This is a genomic window from Rhodopseudomonas sp. P2A-2r (assembly GCF_026015985.1).
Taxonomy (GTDB): domain Bacteria; phylum Pseudomonadota; class Alphaproteobacteria; order Rhizobiales; family Xanthobacteraceae; genus Tardiphaga.
On sequence record NZ_CP110389.1, the window covers coordinates 391,792 to 417,119 of the forward strand.

At 66.0% G+C, this 25,328-nt stretch carries 20 protein-coding genes, 1 tRNA gene and 3 pseudogenes; 15 read left to right on the forward strand and 9 right to left on the reverse strand.

Features of this window, described 5'->3' with window-relative positions:
* Nucleotides 1-54 precede the first annotated feature (54 nt).
* Nucleotides 55-2,148 carry a molybdopterin oxidoreductase family protein gene (locus tag ONR75_RS01825; RefSeq protein ID WP_265081129.1) on the forward strand — a complete coding sequence of 698 codons (2,094 nt, stop codon included), beginning with the start codon at nt 55-57 and terminating at the stop codon, nt 2,146-2,148.
* A gap of 20 nt (nt 2,149-2,168) precedes the next feature.
* On the opposite strand, the gene ONR75_RS01830 is transcribed toward ONR75_RS01825, so the two are convergent.
* Complete coding sequence (locus ONR75_RS01830) at nt 2,169-2,372, reverse strand: hypothetical protein (RefSeq protein WP_265081130.1); 204 nt, start codon at nt 2,370-2,372, stop codon at nt 2,169-2,171.
* Nucleotides 2,373-2,599: 227 nt separating this feature from the next.
* Here ONR75_RS01830 and ONR75_RS01835 point away from each other — a divergent pair, with 227 nt between their 5' ends.
* Entirely contained in the window at nt 2,600-4,189 is a 1,590-nt protein-coding gene (locus ONR75_RS01835) for a gamma-glutamyltransferase family protein (RefSeq protein WP_265081131.1), read from the forward strand.
* A gap of 82 nt (nt 4,190-4,271) precedes the next feature.
* On the opposite strand, the pseudogene ONR75_RS01840 reads toward ONR75_RS01835, so the two are convergent.
* Together ONR75_RS01840 and ONR75_RS01845 are read right to left on the reverse strand one after the other, a co-directional pair.
* Nucleotides 4,272-5,575 (reverse strand): annotated as a pseudogene (locus tag ONR75_RS01840) (MFS transporter).
* 186 nt (nt 5,576-5,761) lie between these two features.
* A complete protein-coding gene (locus tag ONR75_RS01845) occupies nt 5,762-7,063 on the reverse strand; it encodes a L,D-transpeptidase family protein (RefSeq protein WP_265081132.1) in 1,302 nt (433 codons plus the stop codon).
* A gap of 238 nt (nt 7,064-7,301) precedes the next feature.
* Here ONR75_RS01845 and ONR75_RS01850 point away from each other — a divergent pair, with 238 nt between their 5' ends.
* On the forward strand, nt 7,302-7,514 hold the full coding sequence (locus tag ONR75_RS01850) for a cysteine rich repeat-containing protein (protein ID WP_265081133.1): 213 nt from the start codon (nt 7,302-7,304) through the stop codon (nt 7,512-7,514).
* A 2-nt stretch (nt 7,515-7,516) separates the two neighbouring features.
* On the opposite strand, the gene ONR75_RS01855 is transcribed toward ONR75_RS01850, so the two are convergent.
* Nucleotides 7,517-9,202 (reverse strand): MFS transporter, encoded by a 1,686-nt coding sequence (locus ONR75_RS01855; RefSeq protein WP_265083913.1) that lies wholly within the window; start codon nt 9,200-9,202, stop codon nt 7,517-7,519.
* A gap of 166 nt (nt 9,203-9,368) precedes the next feature.
* Between ONR75_RS01855 and ONR75_RS01860 the strand changes: the two genes are divergently transcribed.
* The 6 genes from ONR75_RS01860 to ONR75_RS01885 all read left to right on the forward strand — a co-directional run bounded on the left by ONR75_RS01860 (nt 9,369) and on the right by ONR75_RS01885 (nt 16,219).
* Nucleotides 9,369-10,742: a hydrolase gene (locus tag ONR75_RS01860; protein WP_265081134.1), complete on the forward strand. Its 1,374-nt coding sequence runs from the start codon at nt 9,369-9,371 to the stop codon at nt 10,740-10,742.
* Between the two features lie 85 nt (nt 10,743-10,827).
* Nucleotides 10,828-12,216, forward strand: a complete 1,389-nt coding sequence (locus tag ONR75_RS01865) for a cytochrome P450 (RefSeq protein WP_265081135.1) — start codon at nt 10,828-10,830, stop codon at nt 12,214-12,216.
* Nucleotides 12,217-12,269: 53 nt separating this feature from the next.
* Entirely contained in the window at nt 12,270-13,679 is a 1,410-nt protein-coding gene (locus tag ONR75_RS01870; protein WP_265081136.1) for an adenylate/guanylate cyclase domain-containing protein, read from the forward strand.
* Between the two features lie 119 nt (nt 13,680-13,798).
* The gene (locus ONR75_RS01875; protein WP_265081137.1) at nt 13,799-14,278 is read left to right on the forward strand and encodes a TerB family tellurite resistance protein; all 480 of its coding nucleotides are present in this window, start codon (nt 13,799-13,801) and stop codon (nt 14,276-14,278) included.
* A gap of 226 nt (nt 14,279-14,504) precedes the next feature.
* On the forward strand, nt 14,505-15,284 hold the full coding sequence (locus ONR75_RS01880) for an SDR family NAD(P)-dependent oxidoreductase (RefSeq protein WP_265081138.1): 780 nt from the start codon (nt 14,505-14,507) through the stop codon (nt 15,282-15,284).
* Between the two features lie 149 nt (nt 15,285-15,433).
* The gene (locus ONR75_RS01885) at nt 15,434-16,219 is read left to right on the forward strand and encodes a glutamine amidotransferase (RefSeq protein WP_413776556.1); all 786 of its coding nucleotides are present in this window, start codon (nt 15,434-15,436) and stop codon (nt 16,217-16,219) included.
* 129 nt (nt 16,220-16,348) lie between these two features.
* Here ONR75_RS01885 and ONR75_RS01890 read toward each other — a convergent pair.
* Nucleotides 16,349-16,424 (reverse strand) — tRNA-Ala (locus ONR75_RS01890).
* A 193-nt stretch (nt 16,425-16,617) separates the two neighbouring features.
* Here ONR75_RS01890 and ONR75_RS01895 point away from each other — a divergent pair.
* The 3 genes and pseudogenes from ONR75_RS01895 (at nt 16,618) to folD (ending at nt 18,143) form a co-directional block, all read left to right on the forward strand.
* Nucleotides 16,618-16,908 carry a YggT family protein gene (locus ONR75_RS01895; protein WP_265081139.1) on the forward strand — a complete coding sequence of 97 codons (291 nt, stop codon included), beginning with the start codon at nt 16,618-16,620 and terminating at the stop codon, nt 16,906-16,908.
* A 10-nt stretch (nt 16,909-16,918) separates the two neighbouring features.
* Nucleotides 16,919-17,238 (forward strand): annotated as a pseudogene (locus ONR75_RS01900) (DUF167 domain-containing protein).
* 20 nt (nt 17,239-17,258) lie between these two features.
* Nucleotides 17,259-18,143, forward strand: a complete 885-nt coding sequence (gene folD / locus ONR75_RS01905; RefSeq protein ID WP_265081140.1) for a bifunctional methylenetetrahydrofolate dehydrogenase/methenyltetrahydrofolate cyclohydrolase FolD — start codon at nt 17,259-17,261, stop codon at nt 18,141-18,143.
* Between the two features lie 8 nt (nt 18,144-18,151).
* On the opposite strand, the gene ONR75_RS01910 is transcribed toward folD, so the two are convergent.
* Nucleotides 18,152-18,634, reverse strand: coding sequence for a MarR family winged helix-turn-helix transcriptional regulator (locus tag ONR75_RS01910; RefSeq protein WP_265081141.1), 483 nt, complete (start codon nt 18,632-18,634; stop codon nt 18,152-18,154).
* A 210-nt stretch (nt 18,635-18,844) separates the two neighbouring features.
* On the opposite strand from ONR75_RS01910, the pseudogene ONR75_RS01915 reads away from it, so the two are divergent.
* A pseudogene (locus tag ONR75_RS01915) lies at nt 18,845-20,766 on the forward strand (FAD-binding monooxygenase).
* Between the two features lie 171 nt (nt 20,767-20,937).
* On the opposite strand, the gene ONR75_RS01920 reads toward ONR75_RS01915, so the two are convergent.
* The 3 genes from ONR75_RS01920 to ONR75_RS01930 form a co-directional block, all read right to left on the reverse strand.
* Nucleotides 20,938-22,413 (reverse strand): M20 family peptidase, encoded by a 1,476-nt coding sequence (locus ONR75_RS01920; RefSeq protein ID WP_265081142.1) that lies wholly within the window; start codon nt 22,411-22,413, stop codon nt 20,938-20,940.
* Between the two features lie 132 nt (nt 22,414-22,545).
* Nucleotides 22,546-23,082 (reverse strand): inorganic diphosphatase, encoded by a 537-nt coding sequence (ppa, locus tag ONR75_RS01925; RefSeq protein WP_265081143.1) that lies wholly within the window; start codon nt 23,080-23,082, stop codon nt 22,546-22,548.
* A gap of 102 nt (nt 23,083-23,184) precedes the next feature.
* Complete coding sequence (locus tag ONR75_RS01930) at nt 23,185-23,694, reverse strand: GNAT family N-acetyltransferase (RefSeq protein WP_265081144.1); 510 nt, start codon at nt 23,692-23,694, stop codon at nt 23,185-23,187.
* A gap of 267 nt (nt 23,695-23,961) precedes the next feature.
* On the opposite strand from ONR75_RS01930, the gene ONR75_RS01935 reads away from it, so the two are divergent.
* The gene (locus tag ONR75_RS01935; protein ID WP_265081145.1) at nt 23,962-24,861 is read left to right on the forward strand and encodes a dienelactone hydrolase family protein; all 900 of its coding nucleotides are present in this window, start codon (nt 23,962-23,964) and stop codon (nt 24,859-24,861) included.
* On the forward strand, nt 24,858-25,328 hold the full coding sequence (locus ONR75_RS01940; protein WP_265081146.1) for a DUF2269 family protein: 471 nt from the start codon (nt 24,858-24,860) through the stop codon (nt 25,326-25,328). The genes ONR75_RS01935 and ONR75_RS01940 overlap by 4 nt, the downstream gene beginning before the upstream one ends.

The window sequence follows — 25,328 nt, forward strand, 5'->3', positions numbered from 1 at the left end:
CAGCGCAGGGTGGTGCGCGCTTCCCTGCGGAATGTCCTATGCTATCGTGACGGCATGAATTCTGTAGCCAAGATCGACATCCGCCATTCCACCTGCCCGCACGATTGTCCCTCTGCCTGCGCGCTCGACATCGAGGTCATCGACGGCTCGGCGATCGGCCGGGTGCGCGGCTCGAAACAGCAGACCTACACCGCCGGCGTCATCTGCGCGAAGGTCGCGCGCTACGCCGAACGGATCCATCATCCGGACCGGCTGATGCATCCGATGCGCCGCACCGGCCCGAAGGGGTCCGGACAATTCGCACGCATCTCGTGGGACGAGGCGCTGGACGAAATCGCCGGCCGGTTCGATGCGGCCGAGCGCGACTTCGGCGCGCAATCGGTGTGGCCCTATTACTATGCCGGCACCATGGGTCTGGTGATGCGCGACGGCATCAACCGGCTGTCGCATGTGAAGAAGTATTCGCGCTTCTACAGCACGATCTGCTCGACCATCGCGCGTGTCGGCTTCGCCGCCGGCACGGGCAAGGTCGCCGGCGTCGATCCGCGCGAGATGGCCAAATCCGACCTGGTGGTGATCTGGGGCACCAACCCGGTGTCGACCCAGGTCAATGTGATGACGCATGCGACGCGGGCGCGGAAGGAACGCGGGGCGAAGATCGCGGCGATCGACATCTACGACAACGACACCATGAAGCAGGCCGACATCAAGATCATCCTGCGGCCGGGCACCGATGGCGCCTTTGCCTGCGGCGTCATGCATGTGCTGTTTCGCGACGGCCATGCCGATCGCGTCTATCTTGCCGACTACACCGATTGCCCTGCCGAGCTGGAGGCGCACCTCGCCAGCCGCACGCCGGAATGGGCCTCGTCCATCTGCGGCGTCCCGGTCGCCGACATCGAGGCCTTCGCGCGCGCCGTCGGCGAGACGCCGCGGACCTTCTTCCGGCTCGGCTACGGTTTCACCCGCAGCCGCAACGGAGCGGCGCAGATGCATGCGGCGCTGTGCATCCCGGCAGTGACCGGCGCGTGGCAGCACGAAGGCGGCGGCGCCTTCTTCAACAATTTCTCGATCTGGCATTTCGATGAATCGGTGATCGAGGGCCGCGATGCGATGGACAGGACTACGCGGCTGCTCGACCAGTCCAAGATCGGGCGCATCCTGACCGGCGATCCCGCGGCGCTGAAGCACGGGCCGCCGGTGAAGGCGATGCTGATCCAGAACACCAACCCGATGGTGGTGGCGCCGGAACAGGCGCTGGTGCGGCAGGGGTTTGCGCGCGACGACCTGTTCGTCGCGGTGCATGAGCAATTCATGACCGAGACCGCCGCTATGGCCGACATCGTGATGCCGGCCACCATGTTCATGGAACATGACGATATGTATTACGGCGGCGGCCACCAGCATATCTCCGTCGGCGCAAAGCTGATCGATGCGCCCGCCGAATGCCGCAGCAATCACGAGGTGATTGTGGCGCTGGCCGCGCGGCTCGGCGCGCAGCATCCGGGCTTCGCGATGACGCCGCGCCAACTGATCGACAAGACCCTGGCGGACAGCGGCCATGGCGGTATCGATGCGCTGGAAAAGGAGCTGTGGCGCGACATCCAGCCGGATTTTCGCGCGTCACATTGTCTCGATGGCTTCGCGCATCCCGACGGCAAGTTTCACTTTAAGGCCGACTGGGCTGCGGTGCCGCTCAACAATGACGGCATGATGGGCGACTGGCAGAAGCTTCCGGGCCTGCCCGACCACTGCGCCGTCATCGAGGAGGCCGACGAGGTACATCCGTTCCGTCTCGCCACCAGCCCGTCCCGCAGCTATCTCAATACCAGCTTCAACGAGACCCCGTCATCGCAGGCGCGCGAGGGCGCGCCGAGCGTGATGATCCATCCCGAAGATGCTGCAGGATTGTCGATCGCCGATGGCGATTTCGTCACCCTCGGCAATACTCGCGGCGAGACCACGCTGACGGCAAAGCTTTTCGGCGGACTGCAACGCGGCGTGCTGATCGCCGAGTCGGTACATCCGAACCGTTCGCACAAGGGCGGCCACGGTATCAACATGCTGACCGGTGCCACAGCCGTGGCGCCGTATGGCGGCGCGGCCTTCCACGACAACAAGGTGTGGGTGAAAAAGGCGGCGTCCTGACCGTTCAGGGCGCCGTCAACTCAGCCGAGGCTCACATTGCGGGAGTGCTCGGGGATGATGGTGATGGTCCAGCGCGACGGCGCCTTCGGCTTGTCAGGCTTCACCGCCCAGACCACGCCGCTCACCTTCGCGCCGCTGAGAACCAGGGTCGTGCTGCGGCCAGAGAATTGGGCAAAACGGCACCGCCTGGCTTCCTTGGCGCAGTCTGTTTCGATGGTCTGCATGTTGTCCGCCTTTCCTGCCGCGCTTTGCTCGCGTGTCGATCAGCAATACGTCGGTCTGGCCAAAGGCTAGCACCGGCGGGAATTCACGCTCGTTAACGCCGCTGACCGTAAGAATGCGGGGCTGTCCCGGTCCCCGGCCACTCCGATTCATCGCGCGCGCAGTGCCCGCGCACCTTTGACAGTGTTGCAGGATGGAGGCATGCGTAGGTGCCTATGGGAGCCACGACATGATTGAAACACCGCATGCCCGCCGCGGCATGGTCACCTCGCCGCATCACCTTGCTTCGCAAGCAGGCCTGCAGATCCTCAAGGACGGCGGCACCGCCGTCGAAGCGGCGATTGCCGTGGCCGCCGCGCTGGCCGTGGTCTATCCGCACATGACCGGCATCGGCGGCGACGGCTTCTGGCTGATCGCCGAGCCCGGCAAGCCGCCGGTGTCCATCGACGCCTGCGGCCGCTCCGGCGCCGCGGTCGACCTCGCTTATTACGCCAAGCACGGCTGCACGGTCATTCCGAACCGCGGCCCGCTGGCCGCCAATACCGTCGCCGGCACGGTCTCCGGCTGGCAGAAATCCCTCGACGCCACGCGCCACTGGCAGGCGCCGCTGACGCGCGAGCAGCTGCTGGAAACCGCGATTGCCTATGCCGAGGACGGCATCGTCGTCACCCGCAGCCAGGCCGAACTGACTGCCGCCAAGGCGCCCGAACTGGCGGGCCAGCCCAATTTCGCCGCGACTTTCATGCCGGGCGGACAGGCGCCGAAGGAAGGCGACCTGCTGCGGCTGCCGGCGCTGGCGCAGACCCTGAAGCGTCTGGCGGCCGACGGCTTCGACACCTTTTACAAGGGCAAGCTCGCCGACGATATCGCAGCCGACCTCGCCGCGACCGGTGCGCCGATCACCGCAGCCGACCTGCAGCGCCACAGCGCCAGCGAACGGCCGCCGCTGTCGACTCGGCTGCATCATGCCTGCCTCTACAACATGGCGCCGCCGACCCAGGGACTGTCGTCGCTGATGATTCTCGCGCTGTTCGACCGCCTCGGCGTCACCGCGGGCGAAGGCTTCGATCACATCCACGGTCTGGTCGAGGCCACCAAGCAGGCCTTCATCGTGCGCGACGAGCACGTCGGCGATCCCGACCACATGACCGCCGATCCCGCATCCTTCCTCGACAGCGCGCTGCTCGACAGACTGGCCGCCAGGATCGATCGCAATCACGCGCTGCCGTGGCCCCATGTGGCCAAGCCCGGCGATACGATCTGGCTCGGCGTCATCGACGGCCAGGGCCGTTCGGTCTCCTTCATCCAGTCGGTGTATTTCGAATTCGGCTCCGGCGTCGTGCTGCCGCAGACCGGCATCTGCTGGCAGAACCGCGGCTCGTCATTCCGGCTGGCCGAGGGCGGCTGGAATGCGCTGAAGCCCAACCGCAAACCGTTCCACACCCTCAACCCGGCGATGGCGATCTTCGACGACGGAAGGCGGATGGTCTACGGCACCATGGGCGGCGAAGGCCAGCCGCAGACCCAGTCGGCGGTGTTCTCGCGCTACGGCCTGTTCGGCATGCCGCTGCAGCAGGCGGTGTCGGCGCCGCGCTGGCTGCTCGGCAAGACCTGGGGCGACGCCAGCGTCACGCTGAAACTGGAAGACCGTTTTGCGCCGGAGCTGGTTGCGCAATTGAAGGCCGCCGGCCACGAGGTCGAGGTGCTCGAGGGCTATTCCAGCACCATGGGCCACGCCGGCGCCATCGTCCTGCATCCCAACGGCGTGCTCGACGGCGCCACCGACCCGCGCTCCGATGGCGCGGTGGCGGCGTGGTGATGTAACTATTTCAATCCAGCGCGGTAGCTTCCTTCACCTCTCCCCGCAAGCGGGGAGAGGGGATAACGAGCCGCCTCAGACGTCAGATATCGCCCTTCGGCGCCGCGAAGATGCAGGCCAGCGTCACCAGCGACGCCGCCAGCAGATAGTAACCGACATAGGCCATGCCGTAATTGACCTGCAGCCAGGTCGCGGCATAGGGCGCCAGCGAAGCGCCGAAGATGCCGGCGAGGTTGAAGGTGATCGACGAGCCGGTGTAGCGCACCTCGGTCGGGAAGGGGGCCGCCAGCGCGGTGCCGATCACGCCGTAGTTGAGGCCGAACAGCAGCATGCCGGCGGTGATGAAGACGTAGATGCCGACGATGCCGGAGCTCAGCAGCGGCCCCAGCGCAAACGAGAACACCGCCACCGCGATGGTGCTGACGATCAGCAGTTCGCGCCGGCCGAAGCGGTCGCCGAGCTTGCCGGCGGCAACGGTAGTGAGACCGAACAGCACCGATCCGTAGATCTGCACGGCGAGCGCGTCGAGGAAGGAGATGCCGACGACCTTGACGTTGTAGGACAACAGATAGGCCGAGCAGATGTAGAACAGCACGAAGGTCACCAGCGCCATGAAGGTGCCGAGGAACAGGCTCATCTTGTGGCTGCGGAACAGCTCCACCACCGGCACGGCGACGCGCTCGGCCTTGTCGATGGCCTTCTGGAATTCCGGCGTCTCGGTGATCGACAGCCGCACCCACAGGCCGATGCCGATCAGCGCGATCGAGGCGACGAAGGGAATCCGCCAGCCCCAGCTCAGCAGCGCCTCCTGGGACATGAAGTGCAGCAGGATCCAGAACGCGCCGGAGGCCAGGAACAGCCCGAGCGGCGCACCGAACTGCGGAAACATGCCGTACCAAGAGCGCTTGCCTTCGGGCGCATTCTCGGTGGCCAGCAGCACCGCGCCGCCCCACTCGCCGCCGAGCCCAAAACCCTGGCCGAACCGGCACAGCGCCAGCAGCAGCGGCGCGATCACGCCGATCTGTGCGTAGGTCGGCAGCAGGCCGATCACCACGGTGGAAATGCCCATGGTCAGCAGTGCCGCCACCAGTGTGGTCTTGCGCCCGACGCGGTCGCCGAAATGGCCGAAGATGATGGCGCCGAACGGACGCGCGAAGAACGCAATGGAGAACGTCGCGAACGACGCGAGCAGCGCCGTGGTCGGATCGGAGTTGGGAAAGAAAAGCGTCGGGAACACCAGCACCGCGGCGGTGGCATAGACGTAGAAGTCGAAGAATTCGATGGTGGTGCCGATTAGGCTCGCCAGCAGCACCCGGGCGGGGAATTCAGCGGCGTGGCACGCTGCGCGGCGGCAGCAGATGGCATGGCAGTTGTCGCGTCGATCATTGTCAGAACTCAGCAGATGCGGTCTCGCCGCGCACCTGCGTGACGTCCAAACCCATTTCAGGGTGCTTTAACGTAATTAAATTGCGCTTGCTCCGTTGATTTCGGGAGGCTGCATTGCATCGGGCGGAATATCGGTTCCGCCGACCACCCGGCTGAAGCTCCTTTCGAACTGGCAGCTCGGGCGAACTACCTCGCGACCGGCTGCGCGGCCTTGCCGAAGAACGCCTCTTCCTCTGCGGTGGCTTCCACCAGCTGCGCATCCTGGTCGTAGATGTCGTTGCGGAAGTTGACCGTGTTGTCGCGGGTCATCCACCCGGTGAGATAGGTCCAGGCCACCGGAATCTTGGTCGGCAGCTTGATGGTCTCGCGCTCGCCGCTGGCGATCTTGGCGTCGATGGCGGCGCGGTCCCACTTCGGCAGGTCCTTCAGGATCCATGCGGCGAGATCGCGGACATTGTCGATCCGGGCGCAGCCGTGCGAGTCGAAACGATAGTCGTCGGTGAACAGGTTCTTCTGGTTGGTGTCGTGCATGTAGACGGCGTAGTTGTTCGGCATGTCGATGCGCACCTGGCCCAGCGCGTTCCACTCGCCCGGGACCTGTCGCACGGTGAAGTTCGGCGTCTGCGACCAGTCCACCGTGGCCGGATCGATCACCGCTTCCTTGCTGTCCAGCAGCTGCATGTGCATGCGGGTCAGATAGGTCGGATCCTTGCGCATATGCGCGGCGATCTCGTTCCTGGTGATCGAGGTCGGCACGGTCCATGTCGGGTTGAGGTTGACGTTGCTGATCTCGGCGATCAGCGTCGGCGACGGCTTCTCGGTCTTGCCGACGATGACGCGATAGCGCCGCACCACGACGTCGTTCTCGATCGCCTCGGCATAGGCGGCGGGCAGATTGACCACCACATAACGCGGACCGAAACCGAAGCCCATCTGCTTGATGCGCTCGAGCGAAGCCTCAAGCTGCTGGACCCGCTTCTGCACCTGCACGTTGAGTGCGGCGAGGGTGAGCGGCCCGACCATGCCGGTGGTGGGCAGGCCATGGCGTGCCTGGAAGTGTTTGACGGCGTCTGCGAGCGTCTTGTCGTAAGCGCCACTGGCCTTGTCGGCGGCGAGGTCGCCGGTGACGATCAGGCGGAGGCGCAACAAGGCGTCGCTGCTGCCGTTCACGCCGAGGGCAAACTTGGCGTCCGCCGGGATGGACGGCCAGCCGCCGCTTCGGGCGATCTCGCTATAGCTGACAATGGCGTGGAGAAGACGAGCGGCGGTGCCGGTGTCGAAGGTCGGCTGGTCGGACAGCGCCAGCGCGGCGGCCGAACGCGCATCCGGGCTTGAGACGACATTGCGGGCAGGCTGCGGCGTCGTCGCGGCAGCGCCGACCGTGCTGGCCGCGGCCGCAGCGGGCGCTGCCGGCGGCTGAACGGCGGTCTGGCCCCAGGCCGTTCCGGTGGCGAGCAGCGTCGCGGCAATGATTGAAAAATGCTTCATATCTTCAGTCCTGAACCATCGCGCAGCGCGACTGGGACATAAACGCCCGCCCGGAGGCGGCGTTGCGCGCGATGCCTCAGATTAAGGAAACATCGTCAACCAAACATTAATCATGTGGGTGGCGCGAAGCTCGGCCGGTGTAGCCGCGCCGCTATCGGGTGACCGGCTATTTTGCGCTGGCGCGCATGACCGCATGGGGCAATATCGGCGGCATTGCTGTCAGTGTGAGAGGTGTCCCATGAAGCGTCTGTTGCTCATTGCATTTCTGCTGCCGGTCGCGCCGGCGTCCGCGCAGACCAACGATAGCCATTCGGCCTGCGCGCGCGACGTGTCGCGGTTCTGCCGGGCCAAGATGAACGACGGCGATTCCGTTGTGCTGGCCTGCCTGAAGGAGAATCGCGCCAGGCTCAGCAAGGCTTGCGCCAAGGTGCTGACCGATAACGGCCAGTAGGCTCAGCCGCTGCTGCCGGCCGGAGTCGATACCGGCAGCACGTCGTTGGCGGCGATGTCCGGCGTATCGTCCTTCCAGCGCACCGATCCGAACGGCCGCTCCAGCATGCGGCGCACCCGGACCGGATCGGGGCCGAGGTGGAACGCCATGGCGCGCTGGTGCAGCGCGCGTTCGGACTGGGTCGAGCGGTTGCGCTGGCGCAGGTAGTCGAGCCAAGTCGGACAGTGATAGCGCTCGGTCCACAATTCGGGATCGGCGATGTCGCGGGCGATCGACCAGCCATAGGCGCCGTTACGCTGGCGGCTGAGCTGGACGTCCTGCATCACGCCGTGGAAGGCGCGGGCCTGCTCCTGGTCGACGCGATATTCGATCTCCACCACCAGTGGGCCGCTGCGTCCGGTCAGGGCCAGCCGGACCTCGGGATCTTCGAGCGAATCGGCATCCTCGACGCGGGCGCCGATCGGCGGCATCCGCAGCCACAGGCCGAACAGCGGCGAGACGAACATCGCCGCAGCCGATGTCAGCAAGGCCAGCTCGACGCCGACGTGATCGGTGAGGTAGCCCCAGCCCCAGCTGCCGATGGCGATGCCGCCGGCGATTGCCGCCTGGAACGCGGCCAGCGAGCGCCCGGCCACCCAGCGCGGCGCCGACAGCTGCACGCCGATGTTGAACAGCGCCACCGCCAGCATCCAGACCGCGCCCGCGACCACCAAAGCCGCCGCGGTCAGCACCGGCTCCGAGCTGACGGCGATCACCGCGATGGCCGCGCCCATGATCAGCGCACAGAGCCGGATCGAGGCTTCGCCGCTGAGGTGCTTGCGGGCATGGCCGATATTCAGCGCACCGATCACCGCGCCCATGCCGAAGGCGCCGAGCATGATGCCGTAGGTCTGCGCGCCGCCGTGCAGCAGGTCGCGCGCCACCAGGGGCATCAGCGCTGACACCGAGCCGCCGCAGATGCCGGTGATCAGGGTGCGCGCCAGCACGACGCGGATGGACGGCGAATTCAGGATGTAGCGCACGCCGGAGACGATGGCACGGCTGAGCCGCTCGCGCGGCAGCCGCGATACTTCGACGTTGCGGCGCCAGATCAGCAGCATCACCAGCAATGGCACGTAGAGCACCGCATTGCAGGCGAAGGCAGCCACCGCACCGGCGCTGGCCACCACGATGCCGCCGATCGCGGGGCCGAAGCTTCGCGCGATATTGTAGCTGATGCCGTTCAGCGCCACAGCCGACGGCAGCACTTCGTGTGGCACCTGCTCACTGACCGAGGACTGCCAGGCCGGGCCGAACAGCGCCATGCCGCTGCCGATGATGAAGCAGAATGCCAGCAGGATATTGGGCGTCACCAGCCCGAGCCAGGTCAGCGCCGTCAGCGTGCCGGCGCCGACCAGCGACAGCACCAGCGAGACCAGCGACACAACGCGGCGGTCATACATGTCGGCGACTGCCCCGGCCGGCATCGAGATCAGCATGATCGGCAGCATCAAGGCGGTTTGCACCAGCGCCACCTTGTCGGCGGAGGAGGTCATCTGGGTCATCGCCCAGGCCGCGCCGACGCTCTGGATCATCAGGCCGAGATTGGACAGCAGGCTGGCCAGCCAGATCCGCCGGAACACCGGATAGCGCAGCGGTGCGGCAACGCCGTCGGCGGGGAACAGGCTGGATCTCGGTGCGTCGGTCATCATCGTCCCGTCGTCAACGTCGGTGAGGGATCGCGGCAACCGCAGCAGATATGATTCTGCGGGACCGAAACAGGTTGATGCCTGCGAAACGCGTTGTCTGTCCAGTGGCTGATCCGCTATCACGGCGATCAAGCGCCGTCAGCGCGCAACCAAGGGAGACGGAACGATGCAGCCAGTGCGACGGGCGATCCTCAAAGGCTTGGCGGCGCTGCCCTTCGCGGGGGCGGTCAGTTTCCGCGCCGCAGCGCAAACGCCCGCTGTTGCGCCTGATGTCACCGATGTGCCGCCGATCCTGTTCGTCCATGGCAATGGCGACCACGCCGCCTTGTGGCTCACCACGCTGTGGCGCATGGAATCCAACGGCGTCGCGCGCGACCGCCTGATGGCGTTGAACTTCACCGATCCGCTGGCGCGCAACGACGATGCGGTTCCACAGCAATACCGGTCCTCGACCGAGGATGCGCGTCGCGAGCTCGGCGAAGCGGTGGCCCAGCTCAAGCAGCGGACCGGCGCCAGCCGCGTCGCGCTGGTGGCCAATTCACGTGGCGGCAATGCGCTGCGCAATTACATCAAGAACGGCGGCGGCAAGGACGTCGGTCACGCCGTGCTGTGCGGCACGCCCAACCACGGTGTCCATACCTGGCCGGAGGCGCCGGGCATGGAGTTCAACGGCAGCGGGCCGTTTTTGCGCGGCCTCATTGGCAGCGACGGGTCGGAAGTGACCGAGGGCACGGCCTTCCTGACCCTGCGCAGCGACGGCATGGACAAGTACGCGCAGCCGGACGGCCGGTTTCTCGGCAAGCCCGGCGTGGCCACCGGCGTTACCGCCGAAGGGCCCGAGCTGCGCGGCGCCACCAATCTGGTGCTCGGCCCCGTCGACCATCGCGAGACCGCCTACCATCCGCGCGCTTTCCGCGAGATCTACAAGTTCATCGCCGGCCGCGAGCCGCAGCGGATCGCCATCGTTCCCGAAGCACAGGTGCGGCTGAGCGGACTGGTGACCGGCACGCCCGGTGGTGTGCCGACGAACCGGCCGGTGGCCGACGCGTCCGTCGAGGTGTTCCGCGTGGCGCCGGATTCCGGTGAGCGGATCGGCGCCGCGCTTCTCTCGGCACGGACGGCGGCCGACGGGCGCTGGGGTCCGGTGCAAGTCGATCCCACCTGGCCGCTGGAAATCGTGCTGGCCCAGGCAGGCGCGCCGATCACCCACACTTATCGTTCGCCGTTTCCGCGCTCCTCCGAAGTGGTGCATCTGCGCGCCGCGCGTCCATTGGGCGCCGCCGATGCCGGCGCCGGCGCGGTGGTCATCCTGTCGCGGGCGCGCGGCTATTTCGGTCTGCCACGCGACGTGGTGCTGTTCGACGGTCGCGAGCCCGCCGATGTGAAGCCGGGCGTGCCGACCGATACGTCGGCGACGCTGCGGCTCGCGGCGACCGATGTCGGCCGCCCGGTGCCGGCGCTGTTCAACGAGGAGCGCATCGTGGCCCGGGCCTGGCCCGCGGCGGAAAACCGCATCACGGTGGCGGAGCTGACCTACTGAGCGGCGGGCGCCTTCATCGCGCCCGGATTGCCGCCTCCACTGGCCGCGATAACCTCACCAGCTCGATCCAACCGCGAGGCCGTCCATGAGCATCGCCGAAACCTTCGATCATCTCCTGGCGCGCGCGCCGCTGGTGCCGCCGTCACCGCCGCGGGCGTCGTCGACCATGGGGCCGCTCGGGCGGATGGCGGCGACGCGCAAGAGCGTCATCGGAACCTGGGGCCAGCGCGCCTATGAAGAGGACATCATCAAGGGCCGCTTCTTCGGCCGTGCCTCCTTCATCCTGAATACACCCGACACCATCCGCCATGTGCTGGTGGACAACTACGAGAATTACACCCGCACCGCCGCTGGTATCCGCGTGCTCCGGCCGATGCTCGGCGAGGGGTTGTTGCTGGCCGAGGGCCGCGCTTGGAAGCACCAGCGCCGCACGCTCGCGCCGGCCTTCACGCCGCGCGCGGTTAATACCCTGGTGCCGCACATGATCTCGGCGGTGGACGAGACGTTGGATGAGCTTGAGGCCGCGCGCCATGGTCCGGTCGACCTGCGCGAGATCATGCAGCGCATGACGCTGGAAATCGCCGGCCGCACCATGTTCTCCTTCGACATGGGCGCGCGTGGGGCGGAGCTGCGCGGTTTCGTGCTGGAATACGGCAGCAAGCTGGCGCGGCCGCACTTCTTCGACCTGCTGCTGCCGCTGTCCTGGCCGACGCCGCAGGAATTTGCCCGCAACCGGTTTCGCAAGCGCTGGACCCGCTTTGTGGCCGAACTGATCGCCGCCCGCCGTGCCGCCGGCAAGAACGAAAGCGCGCCGCCGCGCGACCTGTTCGACCTGATGGTGGCGGCGCGCGATCCGGAAACCGGTGCTGCGTTTTCCGATGCACAGCTCGGCGACCAGGTGGCGACGATGATCCTCGCCGGCCATGAGACGACGGCGACAGCGCTGTTCTGGGCGCTGTATCTGCTGGCGCTCGATCCGGCGACGCAGCAGCAGCTTGCCGCGGAGGCAAACGCCGCCGCTGCGCATGGGCCGCTGGCCGCCGAAAACCTGCCGTTCACCCGCGCGGTGATCGACGAGACCATGCGGCTGTATCCGCCGGCGTTCCTGATCGCGCGTGCGGCCTCCGGACCGGACCGGCTCGGCGAGTTCGATGTGGCGCGCAACGACGTGATCCTGATCGCGCCATGGCTGCTGCACCGGCACGAGAAATTGTGGCGCGATCCCGAGGCCTTCATGCCGGCCCGCTTCCTGCCCGGCACGCCGCCGCCGGATCGTTTTGCCTATCTGCCGTTCGGGGTCGGCGCGCGGGTGTGCATCGGCGCACATTTTGCGCTGGTCGAGGCGACGCTGGCACTGGCGAAGATCGTCGGCAGCTTTCGCGTGACGCTGCAGGACCAGGAGCCGGTGATGCCGGTCGGCATCGTCACCACCCAGCCGGACCGCTCGCCCAGGTTCCGGATCGAACGTCGCTGAGCTGCACGTTTCGTTGTCTTGGACGCGTCGCGCAATTCCACTAAACTTGCTGGATGAGTGATCTTCACGTCCAATTCGCCGCGCTAAAACAGGCGGTCGATCCTGCCGTTGCCGGGGCCATCGAGCAGTTGATCGTCGATGGCGCCGACCACGCGCTCAACCGCATCAACGTGCTCGACTTTGCAGCGCGCAACGGCCTCGACGAGGAGCGGGCGATCGCCGGCTTCCTGCATGCGGCGCGGCTCGGCCTGTTCGACCTCACCTGGAACGTATTGTGCCCGGGTTGCAGCGGGGTGCTTGACGCCCACGGCACGCTGAAGTCGCTGCGATCCGACGACTATCAATGCGGCCTGTGCGGCTGCGGCTATGCGGCGTCGGTGGACGAGCAGGTCGAGGTTGCCTTCACGGTGGCGCCGCGGATCCGGCGGATCGCTGCGCACGATCCCAACTCGCTGCCAATCTGGGAGTACTTCAGGCAGGTGTTCTGGAGTTCTGGCGTCGATTTCGACGCGGCGTCCTTTGCCTCGCTGTCGGACGACATCGTGCTCGCCGCGCGCGAACTGCCGGCGCACCAGAAGGCCGACCTGGCGTTGCAACTGCCGCCTCAGTTCCTGATCGTGTTCGAACCGGTGACCCATGTCGCGCAGTTCATCGACGTGCAGGGCGAACCGACCGGGGAGGTGCAGCAGCTCGCACTGGTCTACCGCGGCGACCATGCGCCGAGCCAGACCACCACGCTGCGGCCGGGGCCGCTGCGGCTGTCGCTCGACAACCAAACCGGCGCGCGGGTGCTGCCGTCGGTGCTGGTGGCGGCGGATGCGCTCCATCACCTGATAGGTAAGCGCAAGCCGTTCGTCACCGCCAAGCGGATACTGTCCAACCAGACGTTTCGGGACGTCTATAAGGCCGACAATCTCGACATCGACCAGCGGCTGAAGATCACCTCGCTGACCTTCCTGTTCACCGACCTCAAGGGCTCCACGGCGCTCTACGAGCGTGTCGGCGATCTCGCCGCCTTCGACCTGGTGCGCGCGCATTTCCATGCGCTGCTGGAGATCATTTCTTCGGAGGCCGGCGCGGTGGTGAAGACCATCGGCGATGCGGTGATGGCCACCTTCGTGCGGCCGGAACAGGCGCTTGCCGCCGCATTGCGCATGCGCACGGCGATGGACAAGCTCAACGAGCAGCGCGGCACCCGCGATCTGGTGGTGAAGATCGGCATCCACGAGGGTCCGTGCCTGGCGGTGATGCTCAACGAGCGGCAGGACTACTTCGGCCAGACGGTCAACATCGCCGCGCGCGTCCAGGGCCTGTCCAATTCGCAGGCCATCCACGTCACCGGCCCGATCATGGCAGCCGGCGCGGTGGAGGCGATGCTGCAGCAGGCAGCGATCACGCCGATCGAAAAGCAAGCGGCACTACGCGGCATCACCGACAAGATCATGGTTTACGAAATCCCATAACCTTGCGGAACTTTAATGCTGCTGCGGCAATTGCGACAGGGTAGAAGGCTTGCATTCGCCGATGCGAGGCCCGAAATCAATCGATCGAGAACTTCAATTCTGGACGGAAGCAGGACTTGATGCTGGAGACATTGCGCCAATTCATTGCCGACGTGGTTTCCCCTGACGCGCACGCCAATCAGGCATTCGACGATAGCGGCTATCGCCTCGCGGCGACGGCGTTGCTCATCCACGTGATCTCGCTGGACGGCGAACCGTCGGCCATCGAGAAGAGCAAGCTGCACAGCCTGATCGAAACGCGCTTCGGGCTCGATCCCGGCACTGCGGACCGGCTGATCGCCGCCGCGACGCTGGAGGAAGGCGAGGCGGTCGATCTCTACCACTTCACCAGCGTCATCATGCGTTCGGTCGATGAAGAGGGCCGGCTGCGCATCATCGAAATGATGTGGGAGCTGGTCTATGTGGACGGCCGCGTCAGCGAGTTCGAGGAGAATGTGGTGTGGCGCGCAGCGGATCTGCTCGCGGTCTCGTCGCGGGATCGTATCAACCTCAAGCGCCGCATTGCCGGTGACGCGGCGGACACCGGCGCGACCAGCTGAGGGCGAAGGGTGGAATGGTCGACAGGTAGCTCGGCCGCATCGCGGATCCAACGACCGGTTATGTTGCATGACGGCGCGATGAATTGTCTCGTCGGGATGTGTACGAAGTCAACTCAAGGTATTTGAATATTCATTCGGGCTTGCAGCAGCGGGGTATCCCCATTAATGCCTATGAAGGGCTGTTTTCGCGCCCGCTGGTTGTGTCGTTTTTCAAGAGCATTGCATTGTGACTGAACGCGTGACGTTGATTACCGGTGCGTCGGCCGGCATTGGCGCCGAGCTCGCGAAGGTGTTCGCGGCCAACGATCACCGCGTTGCGCTGGTGGCGCGCCGGGGCGACCGGCTCACAGCGCTCGCCGCCGAGATCGTTGCTGCCGGCGGCGCCGCGCCGATCATCATTCCCTGCGACCTCGAAGCGCGCGATGCCGGCGACTGCATCGCCGCGGCGCTGGTGGCTGCCGATGTCGACGTTGAATTTGTCGTCAACAATGCCGGCTTCGGCATGTTCGGCAAGGCGGTCGAGATGGATCGCGTCCAGCAACTCGGGCTTATCGACGTCAACGTGCGCGCGCTGACCGAGCTGTCGCTGCGGTTTTCCGAGAGCGTGATCCGGACCGGCGGCGGGATTCTGAACGTCAGCTCGATCGCCGGTTTTCTGCCGGGGCCCGGCATGGCGGTTTATTATGCGAGCAAGGCCTATGTGCTGTCCCTCACCGAGGCGCTGCATCAGGAGCTCGGCCCGAAAGGCGTCCGCGTCACCGCGCTGTGCCCGGGGCCGGTGTCGTCGGAATTCCAGCTGCGCGCCGGCTTCGAGCCCGGCCTCGATTCGGCGATCCTGAGCGTCTCGCCCGCCAAGGTCGCGCTGGCCGGCTATCGCGGCCTGATGGCCAACAAGCGGGTGGTTTTGCCGGGCCTCGGGATCAAGATGATCCCGCTGATGCTGCGCCTGTTCCCGCGCGGCTTCGTGGCCGGCGTGGTAGCGCGGATACAGTTGCGCCGCACCTGACCTGCGGGTCTCATTTGGCCCATCATTTGCTTGAATTCAGATCTGGTTAACCACGTGCAAGGTACGCTTCTGTCCAGATGAAGCAGCAAGACGAAGAGATTCACTTGATTGCTGGAGCGGCAGCCTTTGACGCCGGGACGGTGTCACGCCTGTCAGATCTGGCCGGAGTGCGCGGGATTGCACCGGCGCCACCGATTCCCCTGCATGCCGCCGACCCGCGCCCGGTCCTGATCATCCTGCACCAAGAGAGTTCCACCCCCGGCCGGGTCGGCAATGCGCTCCGGCTGCTTGGCCATCCGCTCGACATCCGCCGCCCCCGTTTCGGCGATCCGCTGCCGGAGTCGCTCGACGACTACGCCGGCGCGGCGATGTTCGGCGGCCCGATGAGCGCCAACGATCCGGACGACTATGTGCGCCGGGAGATCGACTGGATTTCCGTACCGCTGAAGGAAGACCGGCCGTTCCTCGGCATCTGCCTCGGCGCCCAGATGCTGGCCATCCAGCTCGGCGCCACGGTCGCGCCGCATCCGCAGGGCCGCGCCCAGATCGGCTATTATCCGATCCGCCCCACCGCGGCAGGGTTGGCGGTCTGCGCCGACTGGCCGGACCACGTCTATCACTGGCACCGCGAGGGTTTTGGATTGCCGGCAGGCGCCGAGCTGCTCGCCGAAGGCAGCGATTTCCCGGTCGAGGCATTGCGCTACGGCCATTCCTACGGCTTCCAGTTTCATCCCGACGTCACCACCGCGATGATGCATCGCTGGACCACGCGGGGCCATGAACGGCTGGCGCTGCCGGGCGCGCGGCCGCGCGGCGATCATTTCGCCTATCGCGCCCTGCACGACGTCGCCGAGCGCGCCTGGCTGAAGCATTTTCTCGATGGCTGGCTGGCGCAGATGCCGCTGGTGGCGGCGATGCGCGAGGCGGCGGAGTAGCTGAGTTTGGCAGGGCGGTTGCCGAGGTCCGCCTGCGCCCTGCGGGCTACGGCGTGACATCCTTCGCTTGCTTCGCCCCGATAGACCGGCGTGGCTTGCCGAGCCGTAGCTTGCGAAGCAAGCGAAGGATGGTGGAGCCAGGCGGGATCGAACCGCCGACCTCGTCATTGCGAACGACGCGCTCTCCCAGCTGAGCTATGGCCCCGTTGCGGACGGTTCGCGAACAAACCGGTCGGCAATCGCCGCCATTTACAATCCCCGCCAACGGCAAGTCAAGAACGACCGGAATCGCGGCTTTGTCGGTCTTTTGGGCGGCCAGTTCCCTTGTTTGCAGGGGAACGAGTCGATATTTACGTGGCAGTCGAATCCGCGACGTAACCCCGCGAGCAAGCCCCGTCATGCGTGCCGTTCTCGATATCGTGCTGATCGTCCTCGATCTCTATGTCTGGCTGCTGATTGCCTCGGCGATCCTGTCCTGGCTGATCGCCTTCAATGTCGTCAACACCCGCAACCAGTTCGTTGCCTCGATCGCGGAATTCCTGTTCCGCATCACCGAGCCGGTGCTGGCGCCGATCCGCCGCTCGCTGCCCAGCCTCGGCGGCCTCGACATCTCGCCGATCGTGCTGATCCTGATCATCATGTTCATCCAGCGGGTCATTACCTACTACATCTACCCGAACGTCATCTGATCGCGGTCCGGTGGATCCGTGGCGCTATTCCACCCAAGGAATCAGCATCGCGCTGCGGGTGACGCCGCGCGGCGGCCGTGACGGCATCGACGGCATCGAGACGCTGGCCGACGGCCGCGCAGTGGTGAAGGTGCGGGTCCGCGCCATCGCCGAGGGCGGCGAGGCCAACCGCGCCGTGACCGAACTGCTGGCGAAGGCGCTCGGCGTCAAGAAACGCGACGTGCGGGTGCTGTCGGGCACCACGTCGCGGCACAAGCAGATCGCCGTCGACGGCGATCCCAAAAACTCGGCGAGCTCATGCGCAGCCTGACCGCCGCCCAACCCGACTGACGCAAACAGGACGCAAGACCATGACTGCCCGCATCATCGATGGAAAGATCATTGCCGCCGAGCTGCGCGACCGCGTCGCCGCCGAAGTGGCGCGGGTCAAGAGCGAGCATGGCGTGACGCCGGGTCTCGCGGTGGTGCTGGTCGGCTCCGATCCCGCTTCCGAGGTCTATGTGCGCAGCAAGCACAAGCAGACCCAGGCCGCCGGCATGGCGTCGTTCGAACACAAGCTGCCCGCCGATGTGGCGCAGGCCGATCTGCTGGCGCTGGTGGCAAAGCTGAATGCCGACACCACGGTGCACGGCATCCTGGTGCAGCTGCCGCTGCCCAAGGGGCTGGACACCGAGGCGGTCATCAATGCCATCGATCCCGCCAAGGACGTCGACGGGCTGCACCCGAACAATGCCGGCCGTCTCGCCGGCGGACTGCCCGCGCTGTCGCCGTGCACGCCGCTGGGCTGCATCATTTTGACGAAGACGGTGCATCCATCGCTGGAAGGCATGAATGCCATCGTGATCGGCCGCTCGAATCTGGTCGGCCGTCCGTTGGTGCAGCTGCTGCTCAACGAAAATGCCACGGTGACCATTGCGCATTCGCGATCGCGCGATCTGGCGAAACTCTGCGCGCAGGCCGATCTGGTCTATGCTGCGGTGGGCCGGCCGGAAATGGTGCGCGGCGACTGGATCAAGCCGGGCGCCACAGTGATCGACGTCGGCATCAACCGGATTGCCGGCGACGACGGCAAGACCAAGCTGGTCGGCGACGTCGCTTTTCAGGAAGCGCTGGAGGTCGCCAGCGCCATCACCCCGGTGCCGGGCGGCGTCGGCCAGATGACAGTGGCGTGCCTTTTGGTCAACACCCTGCGCGCGGCTTGCGCGATCCATGGACTCGCGGCGCCAAAGGTTTAGCCGGCAGGCTATTCCGCCTTTGCTGCATCGGGCGACGCATCCCGCATCGGCGCACGGCTGAGTTCGTTGCCGGCGGCGATCGCCTTTTGCAGCAGCCGCACCAACTGGCTGGCCTCATCCGCGGTGAGGCCGCGTAGCATGCTGCGCTGGGCCGCCTGCACTGCCGGCTCGATGCCGTCGAGAATGCGCCGGCCTTGTTCGGTGATCTGCAATTCGCGAACACGACGATCCCTGCTGTTGGCCTGGCGCAGCACCAGCTCCTTCTGCGCCAGCCGGTCGACCACGCCGGTAATGGTGGTCCGGTCATAGGCGATGACGCCGGCAAGGGTCGCCTGATCGATTCCGGGATGTGCGGCGATGGTGGTCAGCGCAGCATACTGCACCGGCGTGAGGTCGTAGCCGGCCGCCTCGACCTCGGCATGAAACACCGCCACCGCGATCTGCTGGAAGCGGCGCGCCAGATGGCCCGGCTTGTCATTGTTGTCGGTCATGAAATCCCCGCGGTGGCGAAATATTGACAAGCATACTGATGATCAGCATACATATCAATATGGAAGCGGTGTTTGATGCAGCCACCGATCCCGGGCGACTCGTGAGCTGCAGCCATCGCCGCAAAGACCCGCCGAGCCGGGTCAGACCTGACCGCGCCTCTCCTCCGCCCTTGCGGCCGGAACGGGTCGCCAGCTTGAAAGGGAGGTTTCGTGCAGTTTCACCTCAATGGATTCGAACCCGGAGACCCGGGGATCGCCGACCCCGCGCAGCGGACTCCTGCTGCAGGATCGCCCGGCCCTGTGCCGGAGGAGGTCGACGTGCTGATCGTCGGCAGCGGTCCGGCGGGGCTGACGCTGGCCGCACAACTCTCCGCCTTTCCCGACATCAGGACATGCATCGTCGAGCAGAAGCCGGGGCCGATGCTGCGTGGCCAGGCCGATGGCATTGCCTGCCGCACCATGGAGATGTTCGAGGCCTTCGGTTTCAGCGAACGCGTGCTCAAGGAAGCCAGCTGGATCAACGAGACGACGTTCTGGAAACCGGACGCCGCACAGCCTGATAACATCGTGCGCAGCGGACGGGTGCAGGACACCGAGGACGGGCTGTCGGAATTTCCCCATGTCGTGCTCAACCAGGTCCGGGTGCACGACTTCTATCTCGACGTCATGCGTAGCGCACCGGCTCGGCTCGCGCCATATTACGGCCGGCGTCTGCTCGATCTGCAGATTGCCCCCGAGCCTGCCGGCGATAACCACGACCCCTACACCGTCACGGCAAGGCTCGAGCGCAGCGATGCCGGCCAGGCGCCGCAGACCGAGACCATCAAGGCGCGCTATGTGGTCGGTTGCGACGGCGCCCGCAGCGCTGTGCGCAGCTTGATCGGGCGCGCGCTGCATGGCGACTCCGCCAACCATGCCTGGGGCGTGATGGATGTGCTGGCCGTGACCGACTTTCCGGACGTCCGCTTCAAGTCGCTGATCCAGTCCGCCGCGCATGGCAGTATCATCATCATCCCGCGCGAAGGCGGCTATCTGTTCCGCCTCTATATCGAGATGGACAAGCTCGATGCCGGCGAACGGGTATCCAACCGCAACATCACGTCCGACGATCTGGTGGGCGCTGCGCGCCGCATTCTCCATCCCTATACGCTCGACGTCAAAGAGATCGCCTGGTGGTCGGTCTACGAGATCGGCCAGCGCATCTGCGACAAGTTCGACGACGTGCCCGAAGCTGACACCGCGCAGCGCCTGCCGCGGGTGTTCATCGCCGGCGATGCCTGTCACACCCACAGCCCGAAAGCCGGGCAGGGGATGAACGTCTCCATGCAGGACGGATTCAATCTCGGCTGGAAGCTGGCGGCGGTGCTGCGCAAGCGCTGCGCGCCCAATCTGCTGCACAGCTATTCGGCCGAACGTCAGGCCATCGCCCGGGAGCTCATCGAGTTCGATCGCGAATGGGCCGCGATGCTGGCATCGAGCAAAGGCTTCGATGCCGCCAGGACCCAGGACTACTTCGTCAGGCACGGTCGCTACACCGCGGGCACGGCGGCGCGCTACAGCCCGTCGTTGCTGACCGGCACGGCGCCCCATCAGCATCTCGCCGCGGGGCTCACGATCGGCATGCGCTTTCATTCCGCGCCGGTGATTCGCGTCGCCGACGCCCGGCCGATGCAACTCGGCCACACGGTGAAGGCCGATGGCCGCTGGCGCATTTTGCGTTCGCCGGCGCCGGTGATCCGGCCGCGCCGGATTCCGGCATCGGCAGCTTGTGCCGCTTTCTGGCCGAGGCCGCGGAGTCGCCGGTGAAGAAATATACGCCGCACGGGGATGACATCGATTCGGTGATCGATGTCCGCGCGGTGTTCCAGCAGGACCACCGCGACATCGCCATCGATACCACGCCGCCGCTGCTGCTGCCGCGCAAGGGACGCTACAGTCTCTGCGACTATGAGAAAATGTTCAGCGCCGACCTCAAGAGCGGCAACGACATTTTCGCCATGCGCGGCATCGATCGCAAGCTGGGTTGCATGGTGGTGGTGCGGCCCGACCAGTATGTGGCGCATGTGTTGCCGCTCGATGGTCACGCCGCGCTCGCGGTGTTCTTCGACGGCTTCATGATTCGGCCGGTGTGAATCGCCCGTGCCACAAATAAAGCTGTCATCGCCCGGCCGGCGCGCAATTGCGCGCCAGGACCGGGCGATCCAGTATTCCGCGACGGTAGCGACGAGGCGCGATGACGCCGGTTACTGGATCACCCGCTTTCGCGGGTGATGACAGCATGAATGCACCGCGATGCCGCCCGACTACTCCGCCGCGTTTTCGATCAGTCGGCGATAGAACCGGATCATGTCGCCGTAGTTGTCGATGCTGAGGCGTTCGTCGGTGCCGTGGAAGCGCTTGAGGTCTTCCGAGGTGGCGCGCACCGGCGAGAAGCGGAAGATGTTGTCGGCGATCCCAGCGTAATGCCGCGAATCGGTGGCGGCGACCATCAGGCCGGGGGCGACGAGGACGTCGGGAAAGACCTCGCGGATGGTACGGTTCAGCGCCGTGTAGGACGGTCCATCCGCGGCGGTGACCGGCGGCGGATCGGTATTGCCGGGATACGGCGCGATCGCGATGCGCTCATTGTTGACGGTGCGGCGGACATGCTCGGTGACGCTGGCCTGGGTGTCGCCGGGCAGAAGGCGAAAATTCACCGTGGCCTCGGCATTGCCCGGCAGCACATTGTCCTGCTCGCCGGCCTTGAAGACGGTCAGCGCGGTGGTGGTGCGCACATTGGCCTCGGTCGGCCCGATCTTCTCGAATTCGTGCAGCAGCAAAGGCCGCAGCAGCCACAGGTTCGACAGCACCACGCGGTTCATGCCGTGCATCTCCGGCGCCATGGTGGCCAGCATCGCGGCGACGGTGCTGTTGACGCGCATCGGCAGGCGGTGCTCCTCGAGCTGCACCAGCGCGGCGCTGAGCAGGCCGATGGCGGTGTCGTGCGGCGGCATCGAGGAATGGCCGGGGGTTGCCTGCGCGGTCAGGGTCAACGTGGCGTAGCCCTTTTCGGCGACGCCGATCAGCGCCAGCGGCCGGTCGATCCCCTTGAGGATTCCTTCGGTGATCAGCAGGCCCTCGTCGAGGACGAACTCCAGCCTTACATGGCGCGATGCCAGCAGCGCGGCTATGGCGGTAGCGCCGCGCTGGCCGGACACCTCCTCGTCATGGCCGAACGCAAAATAGATGGTGCGCTTCGGGCGAAAGCCCTGCTTCGCCAGCAGTTCGGCTGCTTCGAGGATCGCATACAGGTCGCCCTTGTCATCCCACGAGCCGCGGCCCCAGATAAAACCGTCGGCGACCACGCCCTGGAACGGCGGATGCTGCCAGTCCTTCTCGGTGCCCGGTGCCACCGGGACCACGTCCTGATGCGCCAGCAGTGCGATCGGCTTCAGCGCCGGATCGGAGCCCTGCCACGTGTAGAGCAGACCGTAGCCGCCGATGGTCTCGCGTTTCGCCGCGGCGTGAAACGCCGGAAAGTTGGCTGCCATATGCGCCTGCATGGCACGCAGCGCCTCGGCGTTCTGCTCGGGATTGGTGGCGCTGGAAATGGTCTGGAAGCGGATCGCTTCGGCGAGCCGGTTGGCCGCTGCTTCGTCCACCGCCACGCGCGGAATGGCCGCGACCTGCAACTGCCGCGATGACACCGTGACGGCATTGAACGCCAGCACACCGGCGAGCACGACGACGGCCGCGACGATGACCAGAATGAGGTTGCGGAGCAGTCTGAAAATACGCATCGCAGGCCCTTATGTGGCGTTGTCGCGCTCAGGCTAGCGATGTTCGATGATCATTGCGAGACGCAGCTGCGCGTCGCCTTTCGGAGCGGTCCAGGCGGGCCGCTCCGCGTCCGGGATAAGGCCGGAAAAGTCTCAGACCTTCGCGCCCTTGGCGCGTTCGATGCCTTCGAGGATCAGCTTGTGGGCGTCGTCGGCGCTGCCCCAGCGCACGACCTTGACCCATTTGCCGGGCTCGAGATCCTTGTAGTGCTCGAAGAAGTGCTGGATCTGCTGCAGCGTGATGTCCGGCAGGTCGCTGTAGTTCTTCACCTTGTCGTAGCGCTGCGTCAGCTTCGACGACGGCACCGCGATGATCTTCTCGTCGAGGCCGGCCTCGTCTTCCATCAGGAGCACGCCGACCGGGCGCACGCTCATCACCGCGCCGGGCACGATGGCGCGGGTGTTGGCCACCAGCACGTCGCAGGGATCGCCATCGCCGGACAAAGTGTGCGGGATGAAGCCGTAATTGCCGGGGTAACGCATCGGCGTGTACAGGAAGCGGTCAACCATGAGCGCGCCGGATTCCTTGTCCATCTCGTACTTGATCGGCTCGCCGCCGACCGGCACCTCGATGACGACGTTGACGTCATGGGGCGGGTTGACGCCAAGCTTGATTGCGTCAATGCGCATGGGAAGCTCCAGAAAATGTAAGAAAAGTTGCAACAGGCCTAGCCGAGCGGGCGCCCGGATTCAACGCCTGCATTGCCACGAATGGCGAGCCCGGTGAAGAGCTCAGTTGGTCCAGGCGAAGGCGACCTTGTCGAGGGACTTGGCGCCGAAACGCTCGGAGGAGCGGGCTACCATGCGGCCGCCGAGCGCGCGGTAGAACTCGGTGGCGCCCTCGTTGTCCGACAGCGCCCAGATCACCATGCTCTTGAGGCCGCTCTGCACCAGATCGCGCTTGGCGGCGGTGAACAGGCGGCGGCCGAAACCGAGGCCCTGGAATTCCGGGCGCAGGTAAAGCTCGTAGATTTCGCCTTCGAAATGCAGGCTGCGGGCGCGGTTGCGGCCGTAATTGGCATAGCCGGCGACCTTGTCGCCGAAGCACAGCACGCTGACGCGGCTACCCTTGCGAATCGCCGAATCCCACCACTGCGGACCGCGGCGGTTGATCAGCTTTTCCAGCTCGGCCCCGGGGATCAGTCCCTGATAGGCGGAGCGCCAGGCTTCATCATGGGTGGACGCCACCGCGGACGCATCCGAAGTCTTGGCGGGACGAACCTCGATTAGGGTTGTGCTCATGAACCTGATCAAAGCAAGTCAGCGGCCCGGCTTCAAGGTCCATCGTTAATTATCGGTTAACCTGTGGATTTTCAGCATCAGTTTGGCCGTCCTTCTGTGCCGAAAAGGGACAGGTGGCGTCCGGAATGCCCACTGCGCGCGCGTTTTCCCCAAAACCTCACCGGAAACCGATTCGCGACGATTCGGCGTCGCAAGAAAAAGCGCCGGATTTGATTCGCTGCGGCTAATCTGTCCCGGGGACGACATCGGGTGGGCGGCGCCGCGGATATGAGACTGTTGCAGATTTGGAGCGTCGTCGCGGCGCTCGGCGGGCTCTGGACACAGCCGGGGCTGGCGCAATCCCGTTTTGGCGCGCAGGGCGCCGAGGCCGCACCGGACCGAAGGCAGGTCTGGTCGGTGCCGACGCCGGCGTCAGGGACGGTGGCGCGGGCGATCCTGTATCGCCCGCCGGGCGAGGGGCCGTTTCCGCTGGCGGTGATCGCCCATGCCAGCACGCAAAATCCGCTGCGTCGTGCGCAGATGGCGCAGCCGGACTATCGCGCGCTGGCCGGCTGGCTGGTGACGCGCGGCTATGCGGTGCTGGTGCCGGAACGGCCCGGCCACGGCGGCACCGGCGGTCGCTATCTCGAGGACCAGGGCGGCTGCGACGACGCCAACTATCTCAATGCCGGCCGCGCCACCGCGCAGTCGATCGCGCTGGCGATGGACTATCTGCGCAGCCAGGATTTCATCCGCCAGGGAGGCACGCTGATCGTCGGCCATTCCGCCGGCGGTCTGGGCGCGCTGGCGCTGGCCGGCCAGAACCTGCTCGGCGTGACCGCCATCGTCGCCTTTGCGCCGGGCCGCGGCGGCCATGCCCATGACCGGCCCAACCAGATCTGCGCGCCGCAGGCGCTGGTCGCGACCGCGGGCGAGTTCGGCCGGCAGGCCCATGTGCCGGTGGTCTGGCTGGTGACGCGCAACGACAGCTATTTCGCGCCGGAGTTTTCCCGGCAGATGGCCGAGGCGTTTCGCGGCGCCGGCGGCAAGGTGGATTTTCGCGTGCTGCCGGAGTTTCGCGGCGAGGGCCACTTCCTGGCGGACAGCGACGGCGGCGACGAGATCTACGGCGCGACGCTGGACAGCGCGCTGAAGGCGTTCACCGCACGGCCGGCGCGCAAGCGATGACCCTGTATTTCATCGCCAAGTATCTGCACGTGCTCGGTGCCATCGTCATCCTTGGCACCGGGACCGGCATCGCCTTCTTCATGCTGATGGCCCACCGCAGCGGCGACGCTGCTTTTATCGCGCGCACCGCCGCGACCGTGGTGATTGCCGACATGCTGTTCACCGCCAGCGCCGTCGTGCTGCAGCCGCTGAGCGGCGGCGTGCTGATGCTGCTGTCATCGACCGCGCCGGGCGAGCGCTGGCTGGCGACATCGCTGGCGCTGTACGCGGTGGCCGGCGCATTCTGGATTCCCGTGGTGTTCATGCAGATCGAGATGCGGGACCTAGCGCGTGCTGCGGTGACCCGAGGCGCGCCGCTGCCGCCGCGCTACTTTGCGCTGTATCGCCGCTGGTTCGCATTTGGAATTCCCGGCTTCGGATCGGTGATGACGATCCTGTGGCTGATGATCGCCAAACCGCAATTCTAG